The following is a 25,856-nucleotide window of genomic DNA, read 5'->3' as shown; positions in this document are numbered from 1 at the left end:
AGCAGCCGTGCCCAGGGAACAGGGACAGAAGGTCGTCGCGACCAATCGCAAGGCGCGCCACGACTACCTCATCGAGGACACCTACGAGGCGGGACTCGTGCTCTCGGGAACCGAGGTCAAGTCGCTCCGCAACGGGCGCGCGTCGCTCGTGGACGGCTACGCCTTCGTCGACGGCGGCGAGGCGTGGCTCGACGCCGTGCACATCAACGAGTGGGCCCAGGGCACCTGGACGAATCACCCGCCGAGGCGCAAGCGCAAGCTGCTGCTGCACAAGGCGCAGATCCTCAAGATCCACAACAAGGTGAAGGAGGGCGGGTACACGCTGATCCCGCTCTCGCTCTACTTCAGCGACGGCAAGGCCAAGGTCGAGCTGGCGGTCGCCAAGGGCAAGAAGGACTACGACAAGCGCCAGGTGCTCCGCGAGCGCCAGGACCGCCGCGAGGCCGACCGCGCCATGTCGACCCGCCGCCGCATGGGCGAGTAGGGCGCCCGCGCCGACGTCCCGCAAGCGGGGGAGGCGTGCCCTGCGGTCCTGAGAGACTGGACGTCGTGACCTCTCCCGACAACGCTCCCGACGCGCCGACCACCGCCGCGGAGGAGAGGACGCGCTGGCGGGCTTTCGCCGTCGCGGTCTCCGTCGCCGCCTTCACGATCCTCGACCTGTCCAAGGTCAACGTGGGGCTGCCCTCGATCGAGAAGTCGCTCTCGGCGGACCCGAGCCAGCTGCAGCTGATCGTGGCGGGCTACGCGCTCGCGTTCGGCCTCTCGCTCGTGCCGTCGGGTCGGCTCGGCGACATCAAGTCGCGGCGACTGCTGTTCCTCGTCGGGCTCACCGCGTTCACCCTCGCGAGCCTGCTCTGCGCCGTGGCGCCGACCATCGAGCTGCTCGTGGTCGCCCGCTTCGTCCAGGGCGTCGCCGCCGGCATCCAGATGCCCCAGGTGCTCGGCCTGGTGCAGCAGCTGTTCACCGGGGCGGCGCGGGCCCGCGCCTTCGGTGTCTTCGGCGCCGTGATCGGGCTCTCCACGGCCTTCGGCCCGACGCTGGGCGGTCTGCTGATCGCGATCGGCGGCGAGCAGGACGGCTGGCGCCTGCTGTTCTGGATGAACATCCCGCTCGGCATCGCCGCCCTCGTCTTCGCCTGGAAGCTGCTGCCGAAGGTGCAGCGGACCCCGCAGGGCGACACCTCGCTCGATCCGGTCGGGCTGCTCCTGCTGGGCGTCACGATCTTCGCCTTCATGCTGCCGTTCCTGCTGACCACCGGCGCCTCGACGGACTCGCCGTTCCGCTGGTTCTGGCTGCTGCTCGCGGTCGTCGCCGCGTACGCCTTCGTGAAGTGGGAGGCGCACTACGCCGCGAAGGACCGCACCCCGGTCATCGACTTCCGGATCTTCCGCACCAGCTCGTACCGCAACGGGATCCTGGTCGCGACCTCCTACTTCGCGGCCATCCCGGCGACCTTCCTGCTGACCACGCTCTTCCTCCAGCAGGGCCTCGGCCTCGCGCCCGTGTTCGCGGGCATGGTGAGCATCCCGTTCGCCCTCAGCTCCGCGGTGACCGCCTGGTACGGCGGCAAGCTCGTCCAGCGCTACGGCCGCGCCCTCGTCGTGCTGGGCATCGTGCTCGTCGTGATCGGCTTCACCCTCGTGCTGCTGGCCGCCGAGCTGCTGCCGGCCGAGACGGCCGCCTACGGGATGGGCGCGGCGATGCTCGTCGCCGGCGCGGGCGGCGGCTTCGTCGTCTCGCCGAACCAGACCCTGACGCTGGCCGAGATCTCGCCCGAGCAGGGCGGCGTCGCGGGCTCGGTCGGCCAGCTCGGGCAGCGCGTCGGCACGGCGGTGGGCACGGCCTGCGCCTCGGCGGTGTTCTTCGCCACTCTCGCCAGCGAGGCCGGGATGGCCGAGGGACTCGACCAGTACCACGACGCCTTCCGCAACGGCTACTTCGTCACCCTCGGGCTGATCGCGCTGGCGCTGGTGCTCGGACTGCTCGATCTGCGCCGTCGACGGGTCACGGCCCGCTCGACGAGGTAGACTCTTGCCTCGTAACTCCACAGTGTGCGACGACGACCCACTCCACCCGGCCATCGGCCGGCGAGTGCTCGCGGGGATGATCGGTTTCGACATCGCCTGCGAAACTGCGAGAAGCGGGTCGAGGATTCAGGGTTATCTCGTTAACGATCTCTGAAAAACACAGGTGCCGAACAGAAGCGCACCGACTTCGCTCTCGCTGCCTAAGCCAGAGTAGATAGTCCGTCAGCCCGTGGGTGCGTCCTCGCCCCGGATCCTGGCGTCATCTAGAGGACTTGCTGCGTCGTTACGCCTGAGGGCGACGCGGGACTTGCACTCGGGCTGGGCCCGTCGACCGATGCGCCAGTGGTAACGGTCGGGGCCGAGCAGAACGCTCTCACTGGCTACACCCGTAGAAGGCGCAGAATCACAGCGATGGACGGGGGTTCGATTCCCCCCATCTCCACCACCGGTCGTCGTCGCACACGAGGAGGACGCGCTCCCGCCGCAGCGGCTGCTCCACGGGGCTGCTGCTGCACGGTACGGATGCAGCACGGTACGGATGCTGCACGGTACGGATGCTGCGCCGGTCCGGTCACTCCGGCCGGACGTCGAGCTGACGGACCCGCCCGTAGAGGGTCAGCAGCGCCAGGCGCTCGTCGTCGTCGCGGACGTCCCCACCCGTGGGCGCGTCCAGCGTCAGCGGCGGAGTCCAGGCCCGGTAGAGGTGCTGCCGCGTGAGGACCGCCGCCGTCGCCCCCACCGGGTAGCGCGCCTCGGCATCGATGCGCAGCTCCGCGAACGCGCTCGGCAGGAGCCGCTCGAGTGTGCTCGTGAGGGGCGCGAGGCGGTCGGAGCGCTCTCCGTCCACGGTCAGCGTCACTGCGTTCATCGCCCCGAGGGCCGCTGCCAGGTGCTCGACCGCGTGGTCGTCGACGCAGTCCTCCGTCACGAGCAGGGCGACGACGCCGCGGGGCTTCAGCCAGCCGAGCACGGCCTCCTCGGCGTCGCCGTGCACCGACACCACCCGGTCGGAGATCAGCGCGTAGTCGTGCACCAGCCGGCCCCAGCGCCGGACCGCGTCGTCGGACGATCCGGCCAGTGCCTCGGCGGCGGCGAGCAGCGCGCTCTGCTGCTGCAGGCGGGTGAAGAGGGTGTCCGCCGGGCGGAGCACGTGCTCCGTCGTCGCCGATCGCTCCGGCTCGGGGCTCTCCGGGGTGTCTCCCGCGTGCTCGTGCATAGCCGACTCCTGAAGCGCATCGCGGCGCCCCCGAGCCGTTGGTCGGCCGTGTCCGACCGTGCTCCCACGATGCGCGCGCGCTGCGGTGCTGTCAAACGACGGGCGGAGGGGGTTGACCGCGTCGGCCGGGGCACCGGCCTCCCGCCTCAGCGCGCGGCACCGAAGAGGCTGCCGGTGCTCGCTCCGGTCGCCGGGTCGAAGACGGCGCAGAGGATCGCGCGGTCGCCGTGCCGCCAGCTGACCTCGGACGGCACGAAGCTGCGGTACTCGAGGGCGGAGTCGCCGTAGGCGATGCTCATCACGGCCCCGAACTCGGGCTCGCACCCCGCGTCCGCCTGGGCGAGCAGGGTGTTGCGGCTCGTGTAGTCGTCGCCGGGCTGCGCGAAGACGTGGAAGACCTCGAGATCGTGCGATTCGGCGCAGGGGACGGCCTCGACGTCGGCGACGCGGTCGTCGTCCGGCTCCTGGAGGCAGTCGCCCTTGGCGATCGAGAAGGGGTCGACCGTGCCCGCGGTCACGACCGCTCCCGTCTCGTCGCGCACCGCGTCGGGTCCGCCGGAGCCGACGACCGAGGAGCACGCCGCGAGCGGCAGGGAGGCCGCGAGGAGCACCGCGGCGAGGAGAGCCGAGCGGCGCCGGCTCATCGGCGGGCGGCGATCGCGAGGACCTCGTCGTGCAGGTGGCCGTTCGTCGCGACGGCGCTCCCGTGCCAGGGGCCGTCCTCGCCGTCGGCCGAGGTGAAGCGGCCGCCCGCCTCCTGCACGATCGGCACCAGGGCGGCGAGGTCGTAGGGCTTCACGTCGAACTCGCCGGCGCCGTCGATGAGGCCCTCGGCGACGAGCATGTAGGGCCAGGCGTCGCCGTAGGCCCGGTCGCGCCAGACCGTGCGGGCGAGCTCCAGCAGCTGCTCGAGCCGGCCGGCGCCGTCCCACTGCTGGATGCTGTTGAAGCTGAAGGTGGCGTCGGCGAGGGAGGCGACGCGCGAGACCTGCAGGCGGCGCGGCTCCTCCGCGGCGGGGGCGACCAGCACGCCGCGCAGGCCGTCCGGCAGGTCGAGGCTGCCCAGGGGAGCCCGGCTCTCGTCGACCCAGGCGCCGGAGCCCTTCGAGGCCCACCAGCGCTTGCCGAGGGCGGGGGCCGAGACGACGCCGACCACCGGGACGCCGTCGATCGCGAGAGCGATCAGCGTCGCCCAGATCGGGACGCCGCGGACGAAGTGCGCCGTCCCGTCGATCGGGTCGAGGATCCACTGCCGAGCGGCGTCGCCGGAGGTGCCGAACTCCTCGCCGAGGATCGCGTCGTCGGGGCGCTCGGCGGCGAGGATCGCGCGGATCGCCTCCTCGACGGCCCGATCGGCGTCCGAGACGGGCGTGCTGTCGGGCTTGGTGTCCACGACGAGGTCGAGCGCGAGGAAGCGCTCGCGCGAGATCGCGTCGGCGGCGTCGGCGAGGCGGAGGGCGAGGCGGAGGTCGTCGTCGAGGGTCACGCGTCCACGATACTGAGCGACCCCGCCGATGGCCTGGTGCCAGCGCGGTGTGGACGCGCGTCTCCCTGCTGCTCGAGCAGCTCCGGAGGGGCGCACTGCATGCTGGTCGAGCAGCCCCGGAGGGGCGTATCGAGACCCTCCGCCTCCGAGGGACGGGTTATGGCGACCGGCCGTCCGGACCCGGTGGATCTCGATAGGCCCGCTGCGCGGGCTGCTCGATCAGCATGAGGCGCGGACTGCTCGATCAGCATGAGGCGCGGACTGCTCGATCGGCAGCGAGCGGGGTGTCCGAGTGTCGATTTGACGAAACGGGGGTGGGCGCTGGTAATGTGATCCCTCGGTTCGGCACGCACGATTCGCCGGTCACCACGCACCTCTAGCTCAATCGGCAGAGCAACTGACTCTTAATCAGTGGGTTCTCGGTTCAAGTCCGAGGGGGTGCACCACTCGAGACGCCCGCCACTCCGGCGGGCGTTTCGTCGTTTGCGGAGCGCGCGACGCCGCCGCTCTCCGCCTGGGCATCCCCGCAACGTGCGGCTGCGCTCCCTGCGCTCCCCGCCTCGTCCGTGGGAGGCTGCCCTCTTCGTCCGATCCGCTCGATGGTGCGCGCCCGTCCCCCTCCCGAAAGGACCGCCGTGCCCGAAGACGCCCTGCAAGAAGTCGGCTCCATCGCCCTCGCCGTCCTGATCGCCGTCGTGATCGCCGTCGTCGTGACCGCGGTCGTGGCCCTGATCATCCGCTCGATCGGCAAGCGCAAGACCTGGGCGCGGCTGCTGATCCGCCGGGTGCGCATCCCGTTCCGCGTGCTGCTGCTCACCATCGCCGTCTGGGCCGCGCTCGCCGCGACCGTCTCCGGCGACACCTGGCCGGGGCTCGTCGACCGGATCTTCCAGATCGCCACGATCGGCGCCGCCGCCTGGCTGGTCGGCGCGACCTTCGTCTTCCTCGAGGACCTCGGCGCGGAGCGCTACCGCACCGACACCGCCGACAACCGGCGGGCGCGGCGCCTGCGCACGCAGATGACGATCATCCGGCGCGTGGCCGTCGCAGCCGTCGTCGTGATCGCGATCGGCGCCTCGCTGCTGACCTTCCCCGAGGCGCGGACCGCCGGGGCGTCCCTGCTCGCCTCCGCCGGTGTGCTCTCGATCGTCGCCGGTCTCGCGGCGCAGTCGAGCCTGACCAACATCTTCGCGGGGATGCAGCTCGCCTTCAGCGACGCGATCCGCCTGGACGACGTGGTCATCGTCGAGAACGAGTGGGGGCGGATCGAGGAGATCACGCTGACCTACGTGGTCGTGCACCTCTGGGACGACCGCCGCCTGGTGCTGCCGACCAACTACTTCACGACGCAGCCGTTCCAGAACTGGACCCGCACCGGCTCCGAGCTGCTCGGCGCCGTCGAGCTCGACCTCGACTGGCGCGTGCGCCCCGAGGAGATGCGCACCGAGCTGCACCGCATCCTCGAGGAGACCGAGCTCTGGGATCACCGGGTGGGCGTCCTGCAGGTGACCGACGCGGTCGGCGGCTACGTCCGCATCCGCGTGCTCGTCACCGCGAAGGACGCGCCGACGCTGTTCGACCTGCGCTGCTACGTCCGTGAGCGGCTGGTCACCTGGCTGCACGAGAGCGACCCGATCGCCCTGCCGCGCCAGCGCGTCGAGATGCAGCACGAGGAGGCGGGCACCGCGCCCGTACCGCGCAGCCGCACCCGCTCGGCGCCGGACAACCTGTTCTCGGGCGACCAGCAGTCGAACGAGCGCGGCGCGCTCTTCACCGGCCTGATCGACCTGCGCGAGACGCCCGACCGCGACGGCCGCCCGCGCGACTGAGCGCGGCCGCGGCCGGGCCCGGATCAGGCCTGGTCGGACGCGAAGGCGAGCAGCGCCTCGGCGATCCGCGCGTCGGCCTCCTCGTGGCTGATCGTGGCGGTGCCGTCGCCCGGCTGCGGGCCGTACCAGCCGAAGTCGGCGTGGTTGGCGCCGTCGATCTCGACGAAGCGCGCGTCGGCGGGCAGCTGGTCGCTCGCCGCCGCGACTTTCTCCGGGGTGCTCAGGCCGTCCTCCGAGCCGCTCACGCTCAGCACCGGCAGCGCCGACGCGGAGAGGTCGTTCGCGCAGTAGCTGCCGAAGAGCACGAGACCCGCGACCTCGGGGTCCTCGCCCCACTGGCAGGCCTTCACGCCGCCGAGGGAGTGGCCGCCGACCAGCCACTCGTCGACGCCGCCGGCCTGCGCGGTGAAGCTCTCGAGCGAGCGGAGGTCGAAGAAGGCCAGGTTGAGGATCGGCCGGGTGATCACCACGCTCGCGCCGGCCTCGACGAGCGGCGCGAGGGTCGCCTCGTAGGCGGCGGCGTCGACCTTGGCACCCGGGACGAAGACGAGCCCGACCCCGTCGAGGGCGGTGCCGGCGTCGTCGGTCGGCGTCAGCACGATCGCGGTGTCGGTGCGCTCGACGGCGACCGCGGGATCCGCGTCGACACGGGCGAGGGCCTCGGCGTCCGGGCCCATCACGATCGAGGACCAGGTCAGGAAGGCGAGGACGGCGACCGCGACGAGCCCGCCCAGGCTCAGCAGGACGATCCGGAGAGGGCGGCGCCGACGCGGCGCGGCACGCCGGGCGCTCACCGGTGCGCCGCGATCGCGTCGGCGGCCTGGACCAGCGCGAGGTGCGAGAGCGCCTGCGGGGTGTTGCCCGCGTGGCGGCGGTTCTCGACGTCGTACTCCTCCGAGAGCAGCCCGACGTCGTTGCTGAGCCCGACGAGGCGGTCCATCAGCGTCCGGGCGTCGTCGAGGCGGCCGGAGGCGGCGTACTGGCTGACCAGCCAGAACGAGCAGGCGAGGAACGGATGCTCGCCGCCGGCCAGGCCGTCGACCGAGGACTCCGTCCGGTAGCGGTGCAGCAGGCCGTCGTGCATCAGCGCCCGCTCGAGCTCGGCGACCGTGCCGAGCATCCGCGGGTCGTCGGCGGCGACGAAGCCGACCATCGGCAGGACGAGCAGGGAGGCGTCGACCTCGCTGGAGCCGTAGGACTGCACGTAGTGGCCTCGCTCGGCGTCGAAGCCCTGCTCCTCGATCTCGGCGCGGACGGTGTCGCGCAGCCGCTCCCAGGTCTCGACCGGACCGTCGAGGCCGTGCTCGCGGACCGCGCGGACGCCGCGGTCCAGCGCCGCCCAGATCATCACCCGGGAGTGGGTGAAGTGCCTCGGCTCGCCGCGGATCTCCCAGATGCCGTTGTCGGGCCGCTGCCAGTTGCTCTCGACGAAGCCGAGCAGCGCGCGCTGCAGCGGCCAGGAGAACTCGGTCTCGTCCACTCCGGCGGCGCGCGCCTCGTGCAGGGCGACCATCACCTCGCCGATGACGTCGGCCTGGTACTGGTCGACGGCCGCGTTGCCGATCCGGACGGGCGAGGCGCCGTCGTAGCCGGGCAGGCTCGGCATCTCCCGCTCGGCCAGGTCGCGCTCGCCGGCGAGGCCGTACATGATCTGGACGTCCTCGGGGGCTCCGGCGACGGCGCGGAGCAGCCAGGCGCGCCACTTCTGCGCCTCCTTCTCGAAGCCGTGCGCGAGCAGGGCTTCGAGGGTGAGGGAGGCGTCACGGAGCCAGACGTAGCGGTAGTCCCAGTTGCGGCTGCCGCCGAACTCCTCGGGGAGCGACGTGGTCGCGGCGGCGACGATGCCGCCGGTCTGGTCGTCGGTGAGGGCGCGGAGGGTGAGCAGCGAGCGGACCACGGCCTCGCGGTAGGGGCCGTCGTAGCGGATCGCGCCCGCCCACTCCGTCCACCAGCGGACGGTGCGCTCGATCGCCTTGTCGACGTCGAGCACCTTCGGGGCGCGCTGGTGCGAGGGGAACCAGGCCATCGACAGGTCGACCGTCTCGCCGGGCGCCGTGTCGAACTCGGCCGCGTGCACGTGATCGGTCGCCGAGAGGCGCACGCCGCGGACGACGACCGCGTCCGGGCCGGCGACGGCGACGAGCAGCGGATCCTCGTCCGTCCCCTCCTGGCGCACCCACGGCAGCGTGCGGGCGTAGTCGAACCGGATCCGCAGCTCCTGCCGCATCCGCACTGTGCCGGAGACGCCGCGGACGCGGCGCACGAGCTCGGCCCGGTCGTCGCGCAGCGGCATGATGTCGGTGACCTCGACGACGCCGGTCGCGGTGGTCCAGGTGGTGACGAGCGCGAGGGTGTCGCCGAGGTAGTGCCGCTCGACGGTCGCCTCCGCGTCCACCGGCCGCAGCGACCAGCGGCCCTGGTCGTCACCGCCGAGGAGCGCGCCGAAGATCGAGGCGGAGTCGAAGCGGGGGAGGCAGAGCCAGTCGATGCCGCCGTCGCGGGAGACGAGAGCGGCGGTGCGGCAGTCGGAGAGGACGGCGTAGTCCTCGATCGGGGAGACCATGCGCTGATCCTGGCAGCAGAACGCTGGGCGCTCCTGCGAGGTCCGAGGACCACCGACCGGGGCGCGCCCCCGTCAAGGCCGGGAAACCGTCGGCGGGGGCGCCGTAGGGTGTGGCGCATGCCTCAGTCGGTCTCCACGCTGCTCATCCTCGGTGCGACGGGGGACCTGTCCGCCCGCCTCCTCCTGCCCGCTGTCGGTCAGCTCCTGACCCGCGAGCCCGATCGCCGCCTGCACCTCGTCGGCGCCGGTCAGGAGGACTGGACGCAGGAGCACTGGCACCAGGTGGTGACCACGTCGTTCGCGACCGAGACGGCCTCGGGCGCCGGCATCGAGGCCCTCGTGTCGGGGACCCGGTACCAGCAGGTGGACGTGACGGATCCGGAGGCGCTCGCCGCGCTGCTCGCGAGCTGCGAGGGCCCGGTCGCGATCTACTTCGCCCTGCCGCCCGCCGTCGCGGCGAAGGCCTGCGACGCGCTCGCCGCGCACGACCTGCCGGAGGGGACCGTGCTCGCGCTCGAGAAGCCCTTCGGCACCGACGAGGAGAGCGCCCGCGATCTGAACGCGCGCGTCGCCGCCCTCGTCCCCGAGGATCGCGTGCACCGCGTCGACCACTTCCTCGGCCGCGCGACGGTGATGAACCTGCTCGGGCTGCGCTTCGCGAACCGGATCCTCGAGCCGCTGTGGTCCGCGGAGCACATCGAGAGCGTCGCGATCGTCTACGACGAGCAGCTGGGCCTGGAGGGGCGGGCCGGCTACTACGACGGCGCCGGCGCGCTGATCGACATGATCCAGAGCCACCTGCTGCAGGTGCTCGCGGTCGTCGCGATGGAGCCGCCGTCGACGCTGGACGCGGCGGACCTGCGCGATGCCAAGGGCATCGTCCTGCGCGCGACGCGGCTGGCGGGCGAGGACCTGACCGCGAGCTCGCGGCGGGCGCGCTACGCCGCCGGCTCGGTCGACGGACGCCAGCTGCCGGCCTACGCGGACGAGAAGGGCGTCGACCCCGCGCGCAAGACCGAGACGCTGGCCGAGCTGACCGTCGAGATCGACACCTGGCGCTGGGCGGGAGTGCCGTTCACGCTGCGCTCGGGCAAGGCGCTGGGGGAGCGGCGGCGCGAGATCGTCATCCGCTTCAAGCCGGTGCCGCACCTGCCGGCCGGCTTCCACGGGACGGCGGAGGCGTCGGTGCTGCGGCTCTTCCTCGCGCCGGACCAGATGGCGCTCGAGCTGAACATCAACGGCCCCGGCGACCCCTACACGCTCGAGCGCGCATCGCTCGAGGCGACCTTCGGGGCGGGGGAGCTGCTGGCCTACGGCGAGGTCATCTCGGGGATCCTCGACGACGACCCGTCGCTGTCGGTCCGCGGCGACGCGGCCGAGGAGTGCTGGCGGATCGTCCAGCCGGCGATCGACGCCTGGCGCGCCGACGACGTGCCGCTGGACGAGTACCCGGCCGGCAGCGAGGGCCCGGAGAGCTGGCCGACCGTCTGAGCGCGCGGGATCTCGATACGCCCTCTGCGAGGGCTACTCGATCCGCGTGAAGCGGAGACGCCCTCTGCAGTGCTGATCGATCAGCAGGGGAGTTCATGCTGGTCGAGTAGCCGCGCAGCGGCGTATCGAGACCCGTCGGCAGGCGCGCAGGGCGTTTCGCGCCACAGCTCGGCCGGGCTCCGCGCCGACCTACTGTGATCGGCGACCGGTGGTGAGCACGAGCCGGTCTCCGGTTCGAGGGAGTCTCCGTGGTCGTCGTCCTGTCCCCACTCGCCGGGCGCGCCGTGCCCCTCTCGGCCGTCCCCGACCCGCTCTTCGCGGCCGGCGTGATGGGAGCGGGGGTCGCGATCGAGCCTCCTGCTGAGGCCGTCGAGGTGGTGTCCCCGGTCCGCGGGATCCTGCTCCAGGTCCTGCCGCACGCGTTCGTGGTCGTCGCGGACGGCGGTCGGGCGGTGCTCGTCCATCTCGGGATCGACACGGTGCGGCTGAAGGGCGTCGGATTCACGATCCTCGCCGCCAAGGGCGACCGTGTCGAGGCGGGGACTCCCGTCCTGGCCTACGACGTCCCCGCGATCGTCGCCGCGGGACTCCCGCCCGTCGTCCCCGTCGTCGTGCTGGAGTGCACGGCGGACCACGTCGACGTCCTCGCGGCGGACGGCGCGTCCGTCCTCGCCGGCGACCCTCTGCTCTCCGCATGACCGCCCGCCCCGGGAGCGCGCCCGTCTCGCGCCGTCGCCCGGCCGTCCGCGGCTTCGCCGGACTGCAGCGCCTCGGCAAGAGCCTGATGCTCCCGATCGCGGTCCTGCCCGCGGCGGGGCTCCTCCTCCGGATCGGGCAGCCGGACCTGCTCGGGCGGATCGACGTGCCCGTCCTGGGCCCGTTCTTCACGGCCATGAGCGCGGCGGGCGGCGCCCTCTTCGAGAACCTGCCGCTGCTGTTCGCCGTCGGCGTCGCCATCGGCTTCACCAGGAAGCCGGACGGCTCGACCGCGCTCGCGGCCGTCGTCGGCCACCTCGTGCTCGCGAAGGTCTTCACCGTCCTGTCGCCGATCGTCCTGGCGGGGCGGACGACGGCCGCCGGCGACCAGGCGCAGATCGACTACAGCGTCTTCGGCGGGATCGTGGTCGGTCTGCTCACGGCCGTGCTGTTCGACCGGTTCCACACCGTTCAGCTCCCCGCCTCCCTCGGTTTCTTCAGCGGCCGGCGGTTCGTCCCGATCGTCGTCTCGCTCGCGTGCCTCGTCGTCGGCTTCGGTCTCAGCTGGTTCTACCCGGTCTTCGAGTCCGGCCTCACCGGTCTCGGAGCCTTCATCGGCGGCACCGGGGCGCTCGGCGCCTTCGTCTACGGCTTCGCCAACCGGATGCTGATCCCCCTCGGGCTGCACCACATCCTCAACTCGTACGTCTGGTTCCTCCAGGGCTCGTACACGAACGCCGACGGCGGTGTCGTCACGGGGGAGCTGACCCGCTTCGCCGCGGGGGACCCGACGGCGGGCGCGCTCACGTCGGGCTTCTACCCGGTGCTCATGTTCGGACTCCCGGCGGCGGCGCTGGCGATGATCCACGTGTCGAACCGCTCGCAGCGCGCCGCCGCGATCGGCATCCTCGGTGCGGCCGGCCTGACCGCCTTCCTCACCGGCATCACGGAGCCGCTGGAGTTCGCGTTCATGTTCGCGGCGTTCCCGCTCTACGTCGTGCACGCCGTGCTGACCGGTCTGTCCCTCGCCTTCGCGGACCTCCTCGACGTCCACCTCGGCTTCTCGTTCTCCGCCGGGCTCGTCGACCTGCTTCTCTACGGCACGGCGCCCGCCGCGAAGAACGTCGGGCTGCTCGTGGTGATGGGAGTCGTGTACTCCGTCGTCTACTACCTGCTGTTCCGGCTCGTGATCACGAGGTGGAACCTGCGCACTCCCGGGCGCGAGGACGTCGTCTCCGGCGTGGACGAGGGCGATTCCGCCGCTGTCGAAGCGCCGGAGCCGACCCCCGTCACGAACGACCCGCCGGAGTCCGAGGCCGAGTCGCTCATCGCGGCCTTCGGCGGGCGCGGCAACCTCGTCCACGTCGACGCGTGCATCACGCGCCTGCGCGTCGAGGTCGGCGACCGCTCGCTGGTCGATCAGGCGCGGCTGAAGGCGCTCGGGGCGGCCGGTGTGCTCGAGGTGGGCGAGAACGTCCAGGCGGTCTTCGGACCCCGCGCGGAGGCGCTGAAGAACGACATCCTCGACGCGCTCTGACGCAGCACATGCTGGTCGAGCAGCCGCGGAGCGGCGTATCGAGACCCGACGGGCTCAGCAGGCAGGGGACCCTCGGGTCAGCGGGTGGCGTCGGCGGAGGTCGCGACGGACGCGGCGTCGGGCTCGGCCCAGACGGCGATCGGCTTCGGGTCCCAGGTGAGGGCGGCGGGCTCGACAACGGGGGCGGCCGGCTCCGCGGTGACGGGGGGAGTGGAGGCGCGCATCACGGGGATGGCGGAGGTGACCGGGTTCGCGGTGGCCTCGACGCCGGCGCGCAGCTGCTCGGACTGGATCGCGGCGGACAGCTCGTGGGCGAGCGAGCGGGCGAGCATCCCGTGGAAGATCGGGTCGCGGTCGTCGTGGCTGCGCCGGGTGACGACCCAGGCGCCCTCGGCGCCGACGAAGGCGGAGAGGCGCTCGTGCACGACGGCGAAGAGCTGGTCCTGCGTGAGCGCGGGGGCCGCGACGACCTCGGGGGCCGGTTGGCGGCGCCTCAGACGAAACCTCATGACGAACCCCGTTTCCCGTGCCGCGTGCTGAGTCTCCAGTGTCCCGGGGCGAGGGCGCCGGAGCGCGCTGACACGCCGCGGCCCAGGGCACGCGGCGTGTCAGAGGGGTGCGGCGGTCAGCGGTCGCGCTTCTTACCGTTCTGCTCCTTGACGAGCTCCTTCGAGTCGTAGGAGACCGAGCCGATGGCGACCGCGAGCGCGATCGCCCAGCTGACCCACTGCAGGGCCAGCCGCCAGTCGCGCGGACCCTTGCGCGTCGTCTGCAGGATGGACCAGCCTCCGACGATCGCGCTGATGACGCTGGAATTGAGAATGAACTTGCGCATCGATTGCCTCCTGTGTTCACCACGACGCTAGCGGTGCGGCCCGCTTCCCTCCCAACGGTTGACACCGCCGACGGCCATCGGGCGGCTCCGTCGCCGGTTCCGCCCGCTACGGTGAACCGCTGCTCGACGCCGGGCCGCGGCGGGCACCGAGGAGAACGGATACGAGATGCGCACGGCTGTGATCGGGGCGGTGCTCCTCGTGCTCGGCGCGATCGCCGCCCTCACCGGGGTCCTGCCGATGGACGCGCTCGGCGAGCTGGTCGAGCGCACGGCGCCGATCCTCGCCTTCGTGGTCGCCGTCACCGTGGTGGCGGAGCTGGCGTCCGAGGCCGGAGTCTTCACGGTCGTGGCCGAGCGGGCCGCGATCTGGGGCCGCGGGCGGACCGCTCTGCTCTGGCTCCTCGTGGTCGCGATGGCGATCGTCAGCACCGTCTTCCTCTCCCTCGACACCACCGCCGTGCTGCTCACGCCGGTCGTCGTGCTGCTCGCCGCGCACGTGCGGGTGTCGCCGCTGCCGTTCGCGATGGCGACCGTCTGGCTCGCCAACTGCGCCTCCCTGCTGCTCCCTGTGTCGAACCTCACCAACCTCCTGGCAGAGAGGCGGCTCGGCGTCGACGGGCCGCTCGCCTTCGCCGCGCTGACCGCCGCGCCCGCGCTCGTCGCGGCCGTGATCCCGGTGCTCGTGCTCGCGATCCGCTACCGCCGCGAGCTCGCCGGCCGCTACCGGACGGGGGAGCGGACCCCGGTCGAGGACCGCGTCCTGCTGATCGGCGCCGGCGTCGTCGTCGCGCTGCTGCTGCCCGCCCTCGTCTCCGGGCTCGAGGTGTGGATCCCCGCGGCCGTCGCGGCGCTCGCCCTCGTCGTGCTCTTCGCGGTGCGGCGGCCATCCGCGCTGAAGGTCTCGCTCCTGCCGTGGCAGTTGGTCGTCTTCGCGTCCGGTCTCTTCGTCGTGATGGAGGCTGCGCACCAGCTCGGCCTCGGAGCGGCGCTCGCCGTGGTCGCGGGCGACGGGAGCGGCGTGGGCGACCTGCTCCGGCTCGCGGGCTCCGGCGTCGTGGCCGCGAACCTCGTCGACAACCTGCCGGCCTACCTCGCGCTCGAGCCGGTCGCCGCCGATCCGGTGCGCCTCGTCGCCCTGCTGATCGGCGTGAACGCCGGGCCGCTGATCACCCCGTGGGCCTCGCTCGCCACGCTGCTCTGGCACCAGCGGCTGACCGCGCTCGGCGTGACGATCTCCTGGCGGCAGTACGCGCTGCTCGGCGCCGTCGCGGTGGTGCCGACGGTCGGCGGCGCGGTGCTGGCGCTCGCTCTCGCTCAGGGCTGAGACCCGGCCCCCGTCCGAGTGCGGCTGGTAGCCTCCCCGGGTACGAAGACGGCACGACCGACGATCGGGACCCACCATTCCTCCGCACTCCGCCTCCGCCCCCGCACCCCTCGAGGACAGCACCGACGACAGCACCGACGACCGGGACACCGCGACCGCGGACGCCCCCGTCTCGACCGCACGCAACGCGTTCGTGGTGGTCTCGAACCGCCTCCCCGTCGACCGCGTCGTCGACGCCGACGGCACCGCGTCGTGGAAGACCTCGCCCGGCGGGCTGGTCACCGCGCTCGAGCCCGTGATGCGCGCCAACGAGGGCGCCTGGGTCGGCTGGCCCGGCGTCGCGGACGAGGAGGTCGCGCCGTTCGAGAACGACGGCGTGCAGATCGTCCCGGTCGCGCTCAGCGCCCAGGAGCTCGAGGACTACTACGAGGGCTTCTCCAACGACACCCTCTGGCCGCTCTACCACGACGTGATCGCGCCGCCCACCTACCACCGCGAGTGGTGGGACGCCTACGTCCGGGTGAACCGCCGCTTCGCCGAGGCCGCCGCCGCCGTCACGGAGCAGGACGGCGTCGTCTGGGTGCAGGACTACCAGCTGCAGCTGGTGCCGAAGATGCTCCGCGAGCTGCGCCCGGACGTCACGATCGGCTTCTTCAACCACATCCCGTTCCCGCCCTACGGCATCTTCGCCCAGCTCCCGTGGCGCAAGCAGATCGTCGAGGGCCTGCTGGGCGCCGACGTGATCGGCTTCCAGCGCCAGGGCGACGCGGGCAGCTTCCTCCGCGCGGTCCGCCGCCTGCTCGGCTACGACACCCGCAGCACCGTCGTCGAGGTGCCCGTCGAGGACGACGCGGTCGACGGCACCCGCCGGGTCAACCGCTCGCGCCGCGGCGCCAGCGTCCGCCCGGTGGTCGCCCGCCACTTCCCGATCTCGATCGACTCCGCCGCGTTCGAGGCGATGGCGCGCACCCCCGAGATCCAGGAGCGGGCGCGGCAGATCCGCTCCGACCTGGGCGACCCCGAGGTGGTCATGCTCGGCGTCGACCGCCTGGACTACACCAAGGGCATCGGCCACCGGCTCAAGGCGTTCGGCGAGCTGCTCGCCGACGGCCGCCTCAGCACCAAGGACGCGGTGCTCGTCCAGGTCGCGAGCCCGAGCCGCGAGCGGGTGGAGACCTACAAGCTCCTGCGGGACGACATCGAGCTGCAGGTCGGCCGGATCAACGGCGACTACGGCACCATCGGCAACCCGGCGATCAGCTACCTGCACCACGGCTACCCGCGCGAGGAGATGGTGGCGCTCTACCTCGCCGCCGACGTGATGCTGGTGACGGCGCTGCGCGACGGGATGAACCTGGTCGCGAAGGAGTACGTCGCCTCCCGCTTCGACAACGACGGCGTGCTCGTGCTGAGCGAGTTCACCGGCGCCGCGGACGAGCTGAAGCAGGCCGTGCAGATCAACCCGCACGACATCTCCGGTCTCAAGGACGCGATCGAGAGCGCGGCCCGGATGCCGCGCGCCGAGCGCACCCGCCGGATGCGGGCGCTGCGCCGCCGCGTGCTCGAGAACGACGTCTCGCGCTGGTCCGCCAGCTTCCTCGACGCGCTGAGCGAGCACGCCGCGGGCCAGCAGCTCGACGTGCACCCGGCCGCGCGCGGCCAGGAGGCGCCGCTCGGCCAGGAGGCGGAGCACCACGAGGACGGCGTCCGCGGTCGCGCGGCCGAGGACGCGCACCACGAGGACGTCCGCCGCGACGAGGCCCGCGGCGACCACGCGGAGGCGACGCGATGACCGTCGTCGCCCCGACGCCCGGCGAGCACCTGCCCGGCGTGCCCGACCGCCTCGTCACCGCGCTGCGCGAGCTCGCCGCGACCGGACGGCTGCTGGTGGCGCTCGACTTCGACGGCACGCTGGCCCCGGAGGTCGACGACCCTGCGGGCGCCCGCGCCCTGCCCGAGGCGCGCGAGGCCGTGCTCCGGCTGCTCGCGCTGCCCGGCACCCGCGTCGCGCTGGTCTCCGGCCGCGCGCTCGGCAGCCTCGAGGAGGTCGCGCAGCTGCCGGATGAGGCGCTGCTGGTCGGCTCGCACGGCATCGAGATCCGCCTGGACCCGGGCGACGACGCCGTCCGCCTCGACGAGACGGAGCTGGCGAAGGTCGGCGTGCTCGAGGACGTGCTGAAGGGCATCGCCCGCGGCATCGACAACGTCTGGATCGAGGACAAGCCGGCCGGCTTCGCCCTGCACACCCGCCTCGCGACGGACCGGCACAGCCGCGTCGCGCACGTCGTCGCCCTCTCCGAGGCGCGCGCGGAGGTCGAGGGCGTCACCGTCCGCGAGGGCAAGAACGTGCTCGAGTTCTCGGTCCGCTCGACCACCAAGGGCGAGGCCGTGCAGCACCTGCGCCGCTACACCGGCGCGACCGCCGTGCTCTACGCGGGCGACGACGTCACCGACGAGGACGCCTTCGCGGTCCTCGGCACCGGCGACGTCGGCGTCAAGAGCGGCGCCGGCACGACCTCGGCCGCCTACCGCGTCCGCGGGCCCGAGCAGATCGCCCACGTGCTGTCGCTGCTCGCCGACTTCCGCGCCACCGCGGGCTGAGCCCGTCCCGTCGATCCGGCGCGAACGGCTGCCCCCGGGCCGCCGACACGACCGTTCGCGACGGATCGGAGCGCGCTGCGGAGCGCGGGAGCACCGCGTGCGAGGCGGTAGCCTCGTCACATGCCGGAAATCGATTGGAAGCCTCGTTCGCGCACCGTCACGGACGGCATCGAGGCCACGACGTCGCGCGGGATGCTGCGCGCCGTGGGAATGGGCGATGACGACTGGGAGAAGCCCCAGATCGGCATCGCCTCGTCGTGGAACGAGATCACCCCCTGCAACCTCTCGCTGGAGCGCCTCGCGCGCAGCGCGAAGGAGGGCGTGCACTCGGGCGGCGGCTACCCGCTGCAGTTCGGCACCATCTCCGTCTCGGACGGCATCTCGATGGGCCACGAGGGCATGCACTTCTCGCTCGTCTCGCGGGAGGTCATCGCCGACTCCGTCGAGACCGTGATGATGGCCGAGCGCCTCGACGGCACCGTCATGCTGGCCGGCTGCGACAAGTCGCTGCCCGGCATGCTGATGGCCGCCGCGCGCCTCGACCTCGCCGCCGTCTTCGTCTACGCCGGCTCGATCGCGCCGGGCTGGGTCAAGCTGTCCGACGGCACCGAGAAGGACATCACGATCATCGACTCCTTCGAGGCGGTCGGCGGCGTCAAGGCCGGGATCATGTCCGAGGAGGACGCCAAGCGCATCGAGTGCGCCTTCGCCCCGGGCGAGGGCTCGTGCGGCGGCATGTACACCGCGAACACGATGGCCAGCGTCGCCGAGGCGCTCGGGATGAGCCTGCCCGGCTCCGCGTCGCCCGCCGCGGCCGACCGCCGCCGCGACTACTTCGCCCGCAAGTCGGGGGAGGCGGTCGTCGAGCTGCTGCGCAACGGCACCACCGCGCGCGACATCCTGACCAAGGAGGCGTTCGAGAACGCGATCGCCGTGGCCATGGCGTTCGGCGGCTCGACCAACGTCATCCTGCACCTGCTCGCGATCGCCAACGAGGCCGAGGTCGACCTCACGATCGACGACTTCAACCGCATCGGCGACACGATCCCGCACATCGGCGACCTCAAGCCGTTCGGCAAGTACGTCATGAACGACGTGGACCGCCACGGCGGCGTCCCCGCCGTGATGAAGGCCCTGCTCGACGCGGGCCTCCTGCACGGCGACTGCCTCACGGTCACCGGCAAGACGGTCGCCGAGAACCTCGCGGCGATGGACATCGCGCCGCTGGACGGCGAGGTCATCCGCACTCTCGACAACCCGATCCACGCCACCGGCGGCCTGACCGTCCTCAAGGGCTCGCTCGCTCCCGAGGGCGCGGTCGTCAAGACGGCCGGCTTCGACGCCTCGGTCTTCGAGGGCCCCGCGCGGGTCTTCGAGCGCGAGCGCGCGGCGATGGACGCGCTGACCGACGGCGACATCAAGAAGGGCGACGTGGTGGTCATCCGCTACGAGGGCCCCAAGGGCGGCCCGGGCATGCGCGAGATGCTGGCCATCACGGCCGCCATCAAGGGGGCCGGCCTCGGAAAAGATGTACTACTGTTGACCGACGGACGATTCTCAGGCGGCACAACCGGCCTGTGCATCGGCCACATAGCTCCCGAATCGGTGGACGCAGGTCCCATCGCATTCGTCCGCGACGGAGACCCGATTCGGGTCGACATCGCCGCTCGATCGATCGACCTACTCGTCGACGAATCCGAGCTCGCCGCCCGCCGAGAAGGCTGGGCGCCCCTCCCTCCGCGCTACACCCGCGGTGTCCTCGCCAAGTACGCCAAGCTCGTCCGCTCGGCCGCCGAGGGCGCCACCACGGGTTGATCCCGGCCCGCTCGGGCCGGCCGCGCATTCGCGCCTCCCGGGCACCGCTCGCTCGCACCCCGAGCCCCCGGTGCCCGCCGCCGCATCACGCTTCGAAGGAATCGACACCCGCATGACCCCGGATCCGTCCGCCGTGCCCACCGCACCGACACCCCAGCCACCCCGCACCGCCGCGTCCGCGCCGGCGGTCGCGCCCGTCGCCGAGTCGCTCACCGGAGCGCAGGCGGTCGTCCGCTCGCTCGAGATGCTCGGGATCGAGGACGTCTTCGGCCTGCCCGGCGGCGCGATCCTGCCCGTCTACGACCCGCTGATGGACTCGTCGAAGATCCGCCACATCCTGGTCCGCCACGAGCAGGGCGCCGGCCACGCGGCCGAGGGCTACGCCGCGGCGACCGGCAAGCTCGGCGTCTGCATCGCGACCTCCGGGCCGGGTGCGACCAACCTCGTCACCGCGATCGCCGACGCGTACATGGACTCCGTGCCGATGCTCGCGATCACCGGCCAGGTCTTCTCGACGCTGATGGGCACCGACGCCTTCCAGGAGGCGGACATCGTCGGCATCACGATGCCGATCACCAAGCACTCCATCCTGGTCACGCGCCCCGAGGACATCCCCTCGGCGCTCGCCTCGGCCGTGCTGATCGCGACGACGGGCCGCCCCGGCCCCGTGCTCGTCGACATCACCAAGGACGCGCAGCAGGACGCGGCGCCGTTCGTCTGGCCGCCGAGGATCGACCTGCCCGGCTACCGCCCGGTGACCAAGGCGCACGGCAAGCAGATCCAGGCCGCGGCGCAGCTGCTGGCCGAGGCGCGCAAGCCCGTGCTCTACGTGGGCGGCGGCATCATCCGCGCCCGCGCGGCGGCCGAGCTGCTGGCGTTCGCCGAGGCCTGCGGTGCCCCCGTCGTCACGACGCTGATGGCGCGCGGCGCTTTCCCGGACTCGCACGAGCAGCAGCTCGGCATGCCCGGCATGCACGGCACCGTCCCCGCGGTGCTCGCGCTGCAGGAGTCGGACCTGATCCTGGCGCTCGGCTCGCGCTTCGACGACCGCGTGACCGGCAAGGCGGCGCTCTTCGCGCCGAACGCCAAGGTCGTGCACGTCGACATCGACCCGGCCGAGATCTCGAAGATCCGGACGGCCGACGTGCCGATCGTGGGCGACCTCAAGGACGTCCTGCCGGACCTCACCGACGCGTTCGCGAAGGCGATCGACGGCGCGGCGCCCGACACGGCCGACTGGTGGACCTACCTCAAGGGCCTGCAGGAGGAGTTCCCGCTCGGCTACACCGAGCCGGTCGACGGCCTGCTCTCGCCGCAGTACGTGATCAAGCGGATCGGCGAGATCACCGGTCCCGAGGGCGTCTTCGCCTCGGGTGTCGGCCAGCACCAGATGTGGGCGGCGCAGTTCATCAAGTACGAGCGCCCGAACTCGTGGCTCAACTCCGGCGGCGCCGGCACGATGGGCTACTCCGTTCCCGCGGCGATGGGCGCCAAGGTGGGCGAGCCCGACCGCACGGTCTGGGCGATCGACGGCGACGGCTGCTTCCAGATGACCAATCAGGAGCTCGCCACCTGCACGATCAACGACATCCCGATCAAGGTCGCGGTGATCAACAACTCCTCGCTCGGCATGGTGCGCCAGTGGCAGACCCTGTTCTACGAGGGCCGCTACTCCAACACCGACCTCAACACCGGGCACGACACCATCCGCGTGCCGGACTTCGTGAAGCTCGCGGAGGCCTACGGCGCCCTGGGCATCCGGGTCACCAAGCCGGAGGAGATCGACGCGGCCATCGAGCTCGCGATCGCCACCAACGACCGGCCGGTCGTGATCGACTTCGTGGTCAGCCGCGACTCCATGGTGTGGCCGATGGTCCCGCAGGGCGTCTCGAACAGCTACGTCCAGTACGCCCGAGACCACAGCCCGACCTGGGACGACGAGGAGTAGACCGCATGACCCACCACGTTCTCTCCCTGCTCGTCGAGGACAAGCCGGGACTGCTCACCCGCGTCGCGGGACTGTTCGCACGCCGCGGCTTCAACATCGAGTCGCTGGCCGTCGGGCCGACCGAGCTCGAGGGGCTCTCGCGCATCACGGTCGCCGTCGACGTCGAGGACCTCCCGCTCGAGCAGGTGACGAAGCAGCTGAACAAGCTGATCAACGTCATCAAGATCGTCGAGCTCGACCCCGACCAGTCGGTGCACCGCGAGCACCTGCTCGTGAAGGTGCGCGTCGACAACGTCACCCGCTCGCAGGTGCTCGAGGCCGTGAACCTCTTCCGCGCCCGCGTCGTCGACGTCGCGACCGACGCCCTGGTGATCGAGGTCACCGGCGACTCGGGCAAGACCACCGCGTTCCTCCGGGTCATCGAGCCCTACGGCATCAAGGAGATCGCCCAGTCGGGTCTGCTGGCCATCGGCCGCGGCTCGAAGTCGATCACCGAGCGCGTCTTCAAGAACTGACGGCTCCGCGCCGCTCTCCGCTCCGCCCACTCCATCCACAGAAAAGGAAGCATCACGTGACCGAGCTCATCTACGACGCCGACGCCGATCTCTCCATCATCCAGTCCAAGAAGGTCGCGATCGTCGGCTACGGCTCGCAGGGCCACGCCCACGCGCAGAACCTCCGCGACTCCGGAGTCCAGGTCGTCATCGCTCTCAAGGAGGGGTCGAAGTCGACCGCCAAGGCCGAGGACGACGGGTTCGAGGTCAAGAGCGTCGCCGACGCCGCCGAGTGGGCCGACCTGATCATGATCCTCGCGCCGGACCAGCACCAGCGCGCCATCTACAGCGAGCAGATCGCGGACAAGCTGACCGAGGGCAAGACGCTCGCCTTCGCGCACGGCTTCAACATCCGCTTCGGCTACATCGAGGCGCCCGCGGGCGTCGACGTGATCCTGATCGCGCCGAAGGCCCCCGGCCACACCGTGCGCCGCGAGTTCGTGGCCGGCCGCGGCATCCCGGACATCATCGCCGTCGAGAACGACGCGACCGGCACCGCCTGGGAGACCGCGAAGTCCTACGCGAAGGCCATCGGCGGCACCCGCGCCGGCGTCATCAAGACGACCTTCACCGAGGAGACCGAGACCGACCTGTTCGGCGAGCAGGCCGTGCTCTGCGGCGGCACCTCGCAGCTCGTCCAGTACGGCTTCGAGACCCTCGTCGAGGCCGGCTACCAGCCCGAGATCGCCTACTTCGAGGTCCTCCACGAGCTCAAGCTGATCGTCGACCTGATGTGGGAGGGCGGCATCGCCAAGCAGCGCTGGTCGGTCTCCGACACCGCCGAGTACGGCGACTACGTGTCGGGCCCGCGCGTCATCGACCCCAGCGTCAAGCAGAACATGCAGGCGGTGCTCGGCGACATCCAGAGCGGCGCCTTCGCGAAGCGCTTCATCGCGGACCAGGACGCGGGAGCGCCCGAGTTCCAGGAGCTGCGCGCCAAGGGCGAGAAGCACCCGATCGAGGAGACCGGCCGCGAGCTGCGCAAGCTCTTCGCCTGGAAGCAGACCGACGAGGACTACACGGACGGCAGCGTCGCGCGCTAGTCGCCCGCACTGACGGACCTCGGAGCCCTGGGCCGTCGACGGCCACCGCACTCGCGGTGGACGCCGGCGGGGCCGGGGCTCCGTCGCGTCCGGGGGTGGTCCGCCTCGGTCGGGCGCCGCACCTCATGTTGGTCGGGCGCCGCACCTCATGTTGGTCGGGCGCCGCATCTCATGCTGGTCGAGTAGCCGCGCAGCGGCGTATCGAGACCCGCCGTCTTCCGCAGGGCGGGTCTGCAGACCCTCGTTCCGGCGCTGGTGGATCTCGATACGCCCGCTGCGCGGTCCACTCGATCTGCATGATTCGCGAACGGACCCGAAACGGGCGCTGAGCTCTGCGCCGGCCCCTGCCCACGTCCACTCGACACCTGCGCGTCAGTCGAGTCGACCCGTCTCGGGCCCTGCTGCTCGGCCGAAGCCCGTCACGGGTCGACTCGCATCGGCCCTCGCTCCACGGTGGGCGAGCAGGCCCGGAGGGGCGTCTCGAGACCTGAAGTCGTCGGGAGGGCGGGTCTGCAGGGTCGGCGTCTGAAGCTGGAGGATCTCGATACGCCCGCTCTAGGGGCTACTCGATCAGCACGAGGGGGCGTTCCTCCGCTGCACTCCATCCACGGTGGTCTGAAGCTGGGGATCTACTTGGAAGAGACGCCCGCAGACATGCTGGTCGAGTAGCCCCGCAGGGGCGTATCGAGACCCGGCGTCGCCAGCACGGATGGTCTGCTGACCGTCGTTCTGGCGCTGGCGGATCTACTTGGAAGAGACGCCCGCAGACATGCTGGTCGAGTAGCCCCGCAGGGGCGTATCGAGACCCACCACCGCATGAACGTCTGCCGCTTCCCCGCCCCGCGGTGGCGCCGGAGGCGCCCCCTCCGCTCGATACGCCCGCTGCGCGGGCTGCTCGATCAGCATGCGCACCACGGGGGGCGCGGGTAGCGTGGGGCGGATGGAGCGACGGGCACGGCGGCTGCGGCAGTGGGACGAGGGCGTGGCGGCGGCACGGGACGGGCTGTCGTACGAGGTGTCCGCGGGGGTCGTGCTCTGCGGGGTCGCCGGTGGTGGGCTCGCTGCGGCGCTCGCGCTGGCGTCAGGGGGGATCCTCGAGTCGGCGCCGGTCGCGCTGCGGACGGTCACGGCCTTCGCGCTCGCGCTGATCGCGGGGACGCTGCTCGTCGCCACCGCTTCGGCGCTGCGGCGGCGGACGGAGGACGCGGCGGCGCGCCTCGCCCGCGCGGCCTGGCCGGTGCCGGCCGATCTCGGGCGGGACGACCTCGCCGAGACCGCGGACCTGCCCTTCGATGTGCGGCTGCCGGAGGACGCGCTGTCGCCGGCCGATCTGCCCGGCATCCTCGCGCCGTCGCGCTCGGCGCGGGCAGAGGCCCGCGGGCGGGCGGCCACGCGGGATCTGAAGGCGAGTTCGGCGCTGTTCTCGGTGCTCTCGCTCGCGGGCGTCGTCATCGCGCTCATCGGGGTGCTCCTGCTGGTCGCGGCCATCGCACTGCAGGCGGCGGAGGGGGCGGTGGTCACGGCTGTGGTCGTCGTCGCGGCCGGCGCGGCGGCCGGAATCGGTTCGTCGCAGGCCAACGCGCTGCCGCTGGCCGTTCTGCGTGCCTCCGATGCCGCACTGGCCCGCAGTCGGCGGCTGCTGGTCGAGCGCTGGCCGGGCGATCTCGAAGAGGGGCCGCTCTCGGTGCGCGGGGGAGTGGCGGCGATCGATCGCCGCGGTCTGACCGGCACCGGGAGGCGGGCCGCGCCGTTGAGCTCGGATGCGGGGCGGGCGGCGCCGATCGTAATGCTCGCGTTCGCCCTGCTGCTGGTGGCCCTGCTGCCGCTGCTGTCCTAGGGACGCGCGGGGCGATGCGGGCGGCTGATCGTGCGGAACATCAGCGGAGACCGCCGCTCATCGCTGATGGCGGATGCGGTGTGCTCTCGGCTGATGCTCTGTGGGGGAGTGCCCGTCAGGAGGCGGCGTCGCGGGCCAGGCGGCGCAGGCCGCCCTTCGGCGGGACGAGCACGGGCTCGGGCCAGCGCGGAGCGAGGTGGTCGCCGAGCGTCACCCGGCGGATCTTCCGGCCGACCAGGGGGAGCACCCAGTCGTGCGCCCAGCGGTACTGGTCGCGCAGGAGCTCGCGCGGGGTGAGCGGCTCGGGCGCGTCCCAGGGGCCGGCGGAGATGGTGTGCGGGACGCCCAGGACGTCGAGCACCTCGGCCGCCAGCACGCGGTGCCCGCGCTTGGAGAGGTGCATCCGGTCGCTCGACCACATCGCGGGCTCGCGGAACGCCTGCATCCGCCAGTAGTCGACGAGGACGGCGCCGCGCTCGCGGGCGATCCGGCGGACGGCGCTGTTGTAGACGCGGTTGCGCTTGACGAACATCCGCGGTGCGGGCAGCCCGGGGATGTCGAAGCCGGTGAAGAGCACGAGCGAGGCGCCCGTCGTCGCGAGCGCGTCGACCAGGTGCTCGTAGCCGTCGATCAGCACGCGCATGTCGGTGCCGAGGTCGAGGATGTCGTTGCCGCCGGCGTAGAGCGTCACCAGGGTCGGCCGCAGCTCCAGCGCGGGCGTCAGCTGCTCGGCGGTGATCTGCGCGAGCCGCTTGCTGCGGATGGCGAGGTTCGCGTACTCCCAGCCGGGCTCGGCGCGGGCGAGGCGGTCGGCGACGCGGTCGGCCCAGCCGCGGACGCCGTTGGGCAGGAGCCGGTGCGGGTCGCCGACGCCCTCGGTGAAGGAGTCGCCGATCGCGACGTAGCGGCGCCGGCCGCCCTCCGCCGCGCGCTCGTCCGTCCCCGACTGCTCCGCCATCCCCGAAGGGTCCCGCCTGGGGGAGGCCGGGGGGTGACCGCGCGGTGGCGGGGAGGTGTCGGGGTGCTCCGAGCCGACTGCGAGGGACGCGC

At 72.2% G+C, this 25,856-nt stretch carries 22 protein-coding genes, 1 tRNA gene and 1 other RNA gene; 16 read left to right on the top strand and 8 right to left on the bottom strand.

All coding sequences use genetic code 11. The features are described from left to right. The first annotated feature begins 7 nt into the window (after positions 1-7). The 3 genes from smpB to ssrA all read left to right on the top strand — a co-directional run bounded on the left by smpB (position 8) and on the right by ssrA (position 2,476). Positions 8-484: an SsrA-binding protein SmpB gene (smpB, locus tag GTU73_RS14240; RefSeq protein ID WP_123447996.1), complete on the top strand. Its 477-nt coding sequence runs from the start codon at positions 8-10 to the stop codon at positions 482-484. 65 nt (positions 485-549) lie between these two features. After that, complete coding sequence (locus GTU73_RS14235; RefSeq protein WP_167306052.1) at positions 550-2,031, top strand: MFS transporter; 1,482 nt, start codon at positions 550-552, stop codon at positions 2,029-2,031. Between the two features lie 72 nt (positions 2,032-2,103). Next, positions 2,104-2,476, top strand: a transfer-messenger RNA (tmRNA) gene (ssrA, locus tag GTU73_RS14230). Positions 2,477-2,602: 126 nt separating this feature from the next. Here ssrA and GTU73_RS14225 read toward each other — a convergent pair. The 3 genes from GTU73_RS14225 to GTU73_RS14215 form a co-directional block, all read right to left on the bottom strand. Further along, entirely contained in the window at positions 2,603-3,247 is a 645-nt protein-coding gene (locus tag GTU73_RS14225) for a hypothetical protein (protein ID WP_160090371.1), read from the bottom strand. A gap of 146 nt (positions 3,248-3,393) precedes the next feature. Further along, on the bottom strand, positions 3,394-3,891 hold the full coding sequence (locus GTU73_RS14220; RefSeq protein ID WP_160090370.1) for a septum formation family protein: 498 nt from the start codon (positions 3,889-3,891) through the stop codon (positions 3,394-3,396). Beyond that, complete coding sequence (locus GTU73_RS14215; RefSeq protein WP_160090369.1) at positions 3,888-4,733, bottom strand: inositol monophosphatase family protein; 846 nt, start codon at positions 4,731-4,733, stop codon at positions 3,888-3,890. The genes GTU73_RS14220 and GTU73_RS14215 overlap by 4 nt, the downstream gene beginning before the upstream one ends. Positions 4,734-5,103: 370 nt before the next feature. Here GTU73_RS14215 and GTU73_RS14210 point away from each other — a divergent pair. Further along, positions 5,104-5,179, top strand: a tRNA-Lys gene (locus tag GTU73_RS14210). A gap of 189 nt (positions 5,180-5,368) precedes the next feature. Beyond that, on the top strand, positions 5,369-6,562 hold the full coding sequence (locus tag GTU73_RS14205; RefSeq protein WP_244231644.1) for a mechanosensitive ion channel domain-containing protein: 1,194 nt from the start codon (positions 5,369-5,371) through the stop codon (positions 6,560-6,562). 23 nt (positions 6,563-6,585) lie between these two features. On the opposite strand, the gene GTU73_RS14200 is transcribed toward GTU73_RS14205, so the two are convergent. Continuing rightward, positions 6,586-7,356 carry an alpha/beta hydrolase gene (locus tag GTU73_RS14200; protein WP_160090367.1) on the bottom strand — a complete coding sequence of 257 codons (771 nt, stop codon included), beginning with the start codon at positions 7,354-7,356 and terminating at the stop codon, positions 6,586-6,588. After that, positions 7,353-9,125 (bottom strand): glycoside hydrolase family 15 protein, encoded by a 1,773-nt coding sequence (locus GTU73_RS14195; protein ID WP_160090366.1) that lies wholly within the window; start codon positions 9,123-9,125, stop codon positions 7,353-7,355. Before GTU73_RS14195 ends, GTU73_RS14200 begins: the two co-directional genes overlap by 4 nt. 117 nt (positions 9,126-9,242) lie before the next feature. On the opposite strand from GTU73_RS14195, the gene GTU73_RS14190 reads away from it, so the two are divergent. From GTU73_RS14190 to GTU73_RS14180, 3 genes are all read left to right on the top strand, one after another. Next, entirely contained in the window at positions 9,243-10,616 is a 1,374-nt protein-coding gene (locus tag GTU73_RS14190) for a glucose-6-phosphate dehydrogenase (RefSeq protein ID WP_167306051.1), read from the top strand. A 248-nt stretch (positions 10,617-10,864) separates the two neighbouring features. Then, the gene (locus GTU73_RS14185) at positions 10,865-11,314 is read left to right on the top strand and encodes a PTS glucose transporter subunit IIA (RefSeq protein ID WP_160090364.1); all 450 of its coding nucleotides are present in this window, start codon (positions 10,865-10,867) and stop codon (positions 11,312-11,314) included. Then, the gene (locus GTU73_RS14180) at positions 11,311-12,849 is read left to right on the top strand and encodes a PTS transporter subunit EIIC (RefSeq protein ID WP_160090363.1); all 1,539 of its coding nucleotides are present in this window, start codon (positions 11,311-11,313) and stop codon (positions 12,847-12,849) included. Before GTU73_RS14185 ends, GTU73_RS14180 begins: the two co-directional genes overlap by 4 nt. Before the next feature lie 77 nt (positions 12,850-12,926). Here GTU73_RS14180 and GTU73_RS14175 read toward each other — a convergent pair whose 3' ends face one another. Together GTU73_RS14175 and GTU73_RS14170 are read right to left on the bottom strand one after the other, a co-directional pair. Continuing rightward, positions 12,927-13,358: a hypothetical protein gene (locus tag GTU73_RS14175; protein ID WP_160090362.1), complete on the bottom strand. Its 432-nt coding sequence runs from the start codon at positions 13,356-13,358 to the stop codon at positions 12,927-12,929. Between the two features lie 116 nt (positions 13,359-13,474). Next, entirely contained in the window at positions 13,475-13,684 is a 210-nt protein-coding gene (locus GTU73_RS14170; RefSeq protein WP_123447985.1) for a hypothetical protein, read from the bottom strand. A gap of 166 nt (positions 13,685-13,850) precedes the next feature. Between GTU73_RS14170 and GTU73_RS14165 the strand changes: the two genes are divergently transcribed. From GTU73_RS14165 to GTU73_RS14130, 8 genes are all read left to right on the top strand, one after another. Continuing rightward, on the top strand, positions 13,851-15,008 hold the full coding sequence (locus tag GTU73_RS14165) for an SLC13 family permease (protein WP_160090361.1): 1,158 nt from the start codon (positions 13,851-13,853) through the stop codon (positions 15,006-15,008). Positions 15,009-15,201: 193 nt separating this feature from the next. Next, complete coding sequence (locus GTU73_RS14160; protein ID WP_160090360.1) at positions 15,202-16,800, top strand: trehalose-6-phosphate synthase; 1,599 nt, start codon at positions 15,202-15,204, stop codon at positions 16,798-16,800. Next, a complete protein-coding gene (gene otsB / locus GTU73_RS14155) occupies positions 16,797-17,609 on the top strand; it encodes a trehalose-phosphatase (protein WP_160090359.1) in 813 nt (270 codons plus the stop codon). Before GTU73_RS14160 ends, otsB begins: the two co-directional genes overlap by 4 nt. 120 nt (positions 17,610-17,729) lie before the next feature. Next, positions 17,730-19,424, top strand: a complete 1,695-nt coding sequence (ilvD, locus tag GTU73_RS14150) for a dihydroxy-acid dehydratase (protein ID WP_160090358.1) — start codon at positions 17,730-17,732, stop codon at positions 19,422-19,424. A 112-nt stretch (positions 19,425-19,536) separates the two neighbouring features. Then, entirely contained in the window at positions 19,537-21,372 is a 1,836-nt protein-coding gene (locus GTU73_RS14145; RefSeq protein ID WP_160090357.1) for an acetolactate synthase large subunit, read from the top strand. Positions 21,373-21,377: 5 nt separating this feature from the next. Continuing rightward, on the top strand, positions 21,378-21,887 hold the full coding sequence (gene ilvN / locus GTU73_RS14140; protein ID WP_123447978.1) for an acetolactate synthase small subunit: 510 nt from the start codon (positions 21,378-21,380) through the stop codon (positions 21,885-21,887). A 56-nt stretch (positions 21,888-21,943) separates the two neighbouring features. Then, on the top strand, positions 21,944-22,969 hold the full coding sequence (gene ilvC, locus GTU73_RS14135) for a ketol-acid reductoisomerase (RefSeq protein ID WP_123734023.1): 1,026 nt from the start codon (positions 21,944-21,946) through the stop codon (positions 22,967-22,969). Between the two features lie 940 nt (positions 22,970-23,909). Continuing rightward, positions 23,910-24,806: a hypothetical protein gene (locus tag GTU73_RS14130; RefSeq protein ID WP_160090356.1), complete on the top strand. Its 897-nt coding sequence runs from the start codon at positions 23,910-23,912 to the stop codon at positions 24,804-24,806. A gap of 115 nt (positions 24,807-24,921) precedes the next feature. On the opposite strand, the gene GTU73_RS14125 is transcribed toward GTU73_RS14130, so the two are convergent. Continuing rightward, the gene (locus tag GTU73_RS14125) at positions 24,922-25,764 is read right to left on the bottom strand and encodes an SGNH/GDSL hydrolase family protein (protein ID WP_160090355.1); all 843 of its coding nucleotides are present in this window, start codon (positions 25,762-25,764) and stop codon (positions 24,922-24,924) included. Between the last annotated feature and the right edge of the window lie 92 nt (positions 25,765-25,856).

It is taken from the genome of Rathayibacter sp. VKM Ac-2804 (genome assembly GCF_009866655.1).
Classification (GTDB): domain Bacteria; phylum Actinomycetota; class Actinomycetes; order Actinomycetales; family Microbacteriaceae; genus Rathayibacter.
This window is presented reverse-complemented; position numbering and strand designations above follow the sequence as displayed.

What these genes read in the sequence shown, in the direction of transcription:
- GTU73_RS14225 (WP_160090371.1), bottom strand. Translation starts at nt 3,247, where the DNA reads ATGCACGAGCACGCGGGAGACACCCCGGAGAGCCCCGAGCCGGAGCGA.
- GTU73_RS14220 (WP_160090370.1), bottom strand. Translation starts at nt 3,891, where the DNA reads ATGAGCCGGCGCCGCTCGGCTCTCCTCGCCGCGGTGCTCCTCGCGGCC.
- GTU73_RS14195 (WP_160090366.1), bottom strand. Translation starts at nt 9,125, where the DNA reads ATGGTCTCCCCGATCGAGGACTACGCCGTCCTCTCCGACTGCCGCACC.
- GTU73_RS14190 (WP_167306051.1), top strand. Translation starts at nt 9,243, where the DNA reads ATGCCTCAGTCGGTCTCCACGCTGCTCATCCTCGGTGCGACGGGGGAC.
- GTU73_RS14180 (WP_160090363.1), top strand. Translation starts at nt 11,311, where the DNA reads ATGACCGCCCGCCCCGGGAGCGCGCCCGTCTCGCGCCGTCGCCCGGCC.
- GTU73_RS14175 (WP_160090362.1), bottom strand. Translation starts at nt 13,358, where the DNA reads ATGAGGTTTCGTCTGAGGCGCCGCCAACCGGCCCCCGAGGTCGTCGCG.
- GTU73_RS14170 (WP_123447985.1), bottom strand. Translation starts at nt 13,684, where the DNA reads ATGCGCAAGTTCATTCTCAATTCCAGCGTCATCAGCGCGATCGTCGGA.
- GTU73_RS14165 (WP_160090361.1), top strand. Translation starts at nt 13,851, where the DNA reads ATGCGCACGGCTGTGATCGGGGCGGTGCTCCTCGTGCTCGGCGCGATC.
- otsB (WP_160090359.1), top strand. Translation starts at nt 16,797, where the DNA reads ATGACCGTCGTCGCCCCGACGCCCGGCGAGCACCTGCCCGGCGTGCCC.
- ilvD (WP_160090358.1), top strand. Translation starts at nt 17,730, where the DNA reads ATGCCGGAAATCGATTGGAAGCCTCGTTCGCGCACCGTCACGGACGGC.
- GTU73_RS14145 (WP_160090357.1), top strand. Translation starts at nt 19,537, where the DNA reads ATGACCCCGGATCCGTCCGCCGTGCCCACCGCACCGACACCCCAGCCA.
- ilvN (WP_123447978.1), top strand. Translation starts at nt 21,378, where the DNA reads ATGACCCACCACGTTCTCTCCCTGCTCGTCGAGGACAAGCCGGGACTG.
- GTU73_RS14130 (WP_160090356.1), top strand. Translation starts at nt 23,910, where the DNA reads ATGGAGCGACGGGCACGGCGGCTGCGGCAGTGGGACGAGGGCGTGGCG.
- GTU73_RS14125 (WP_160090355.1), bottom strand. Translation starts at nt 25,764, where the DNA reads ATGGCGGAGCAGTCGGGGACGGACGAGCGCGCGGCGGAGGGCGGCCGG.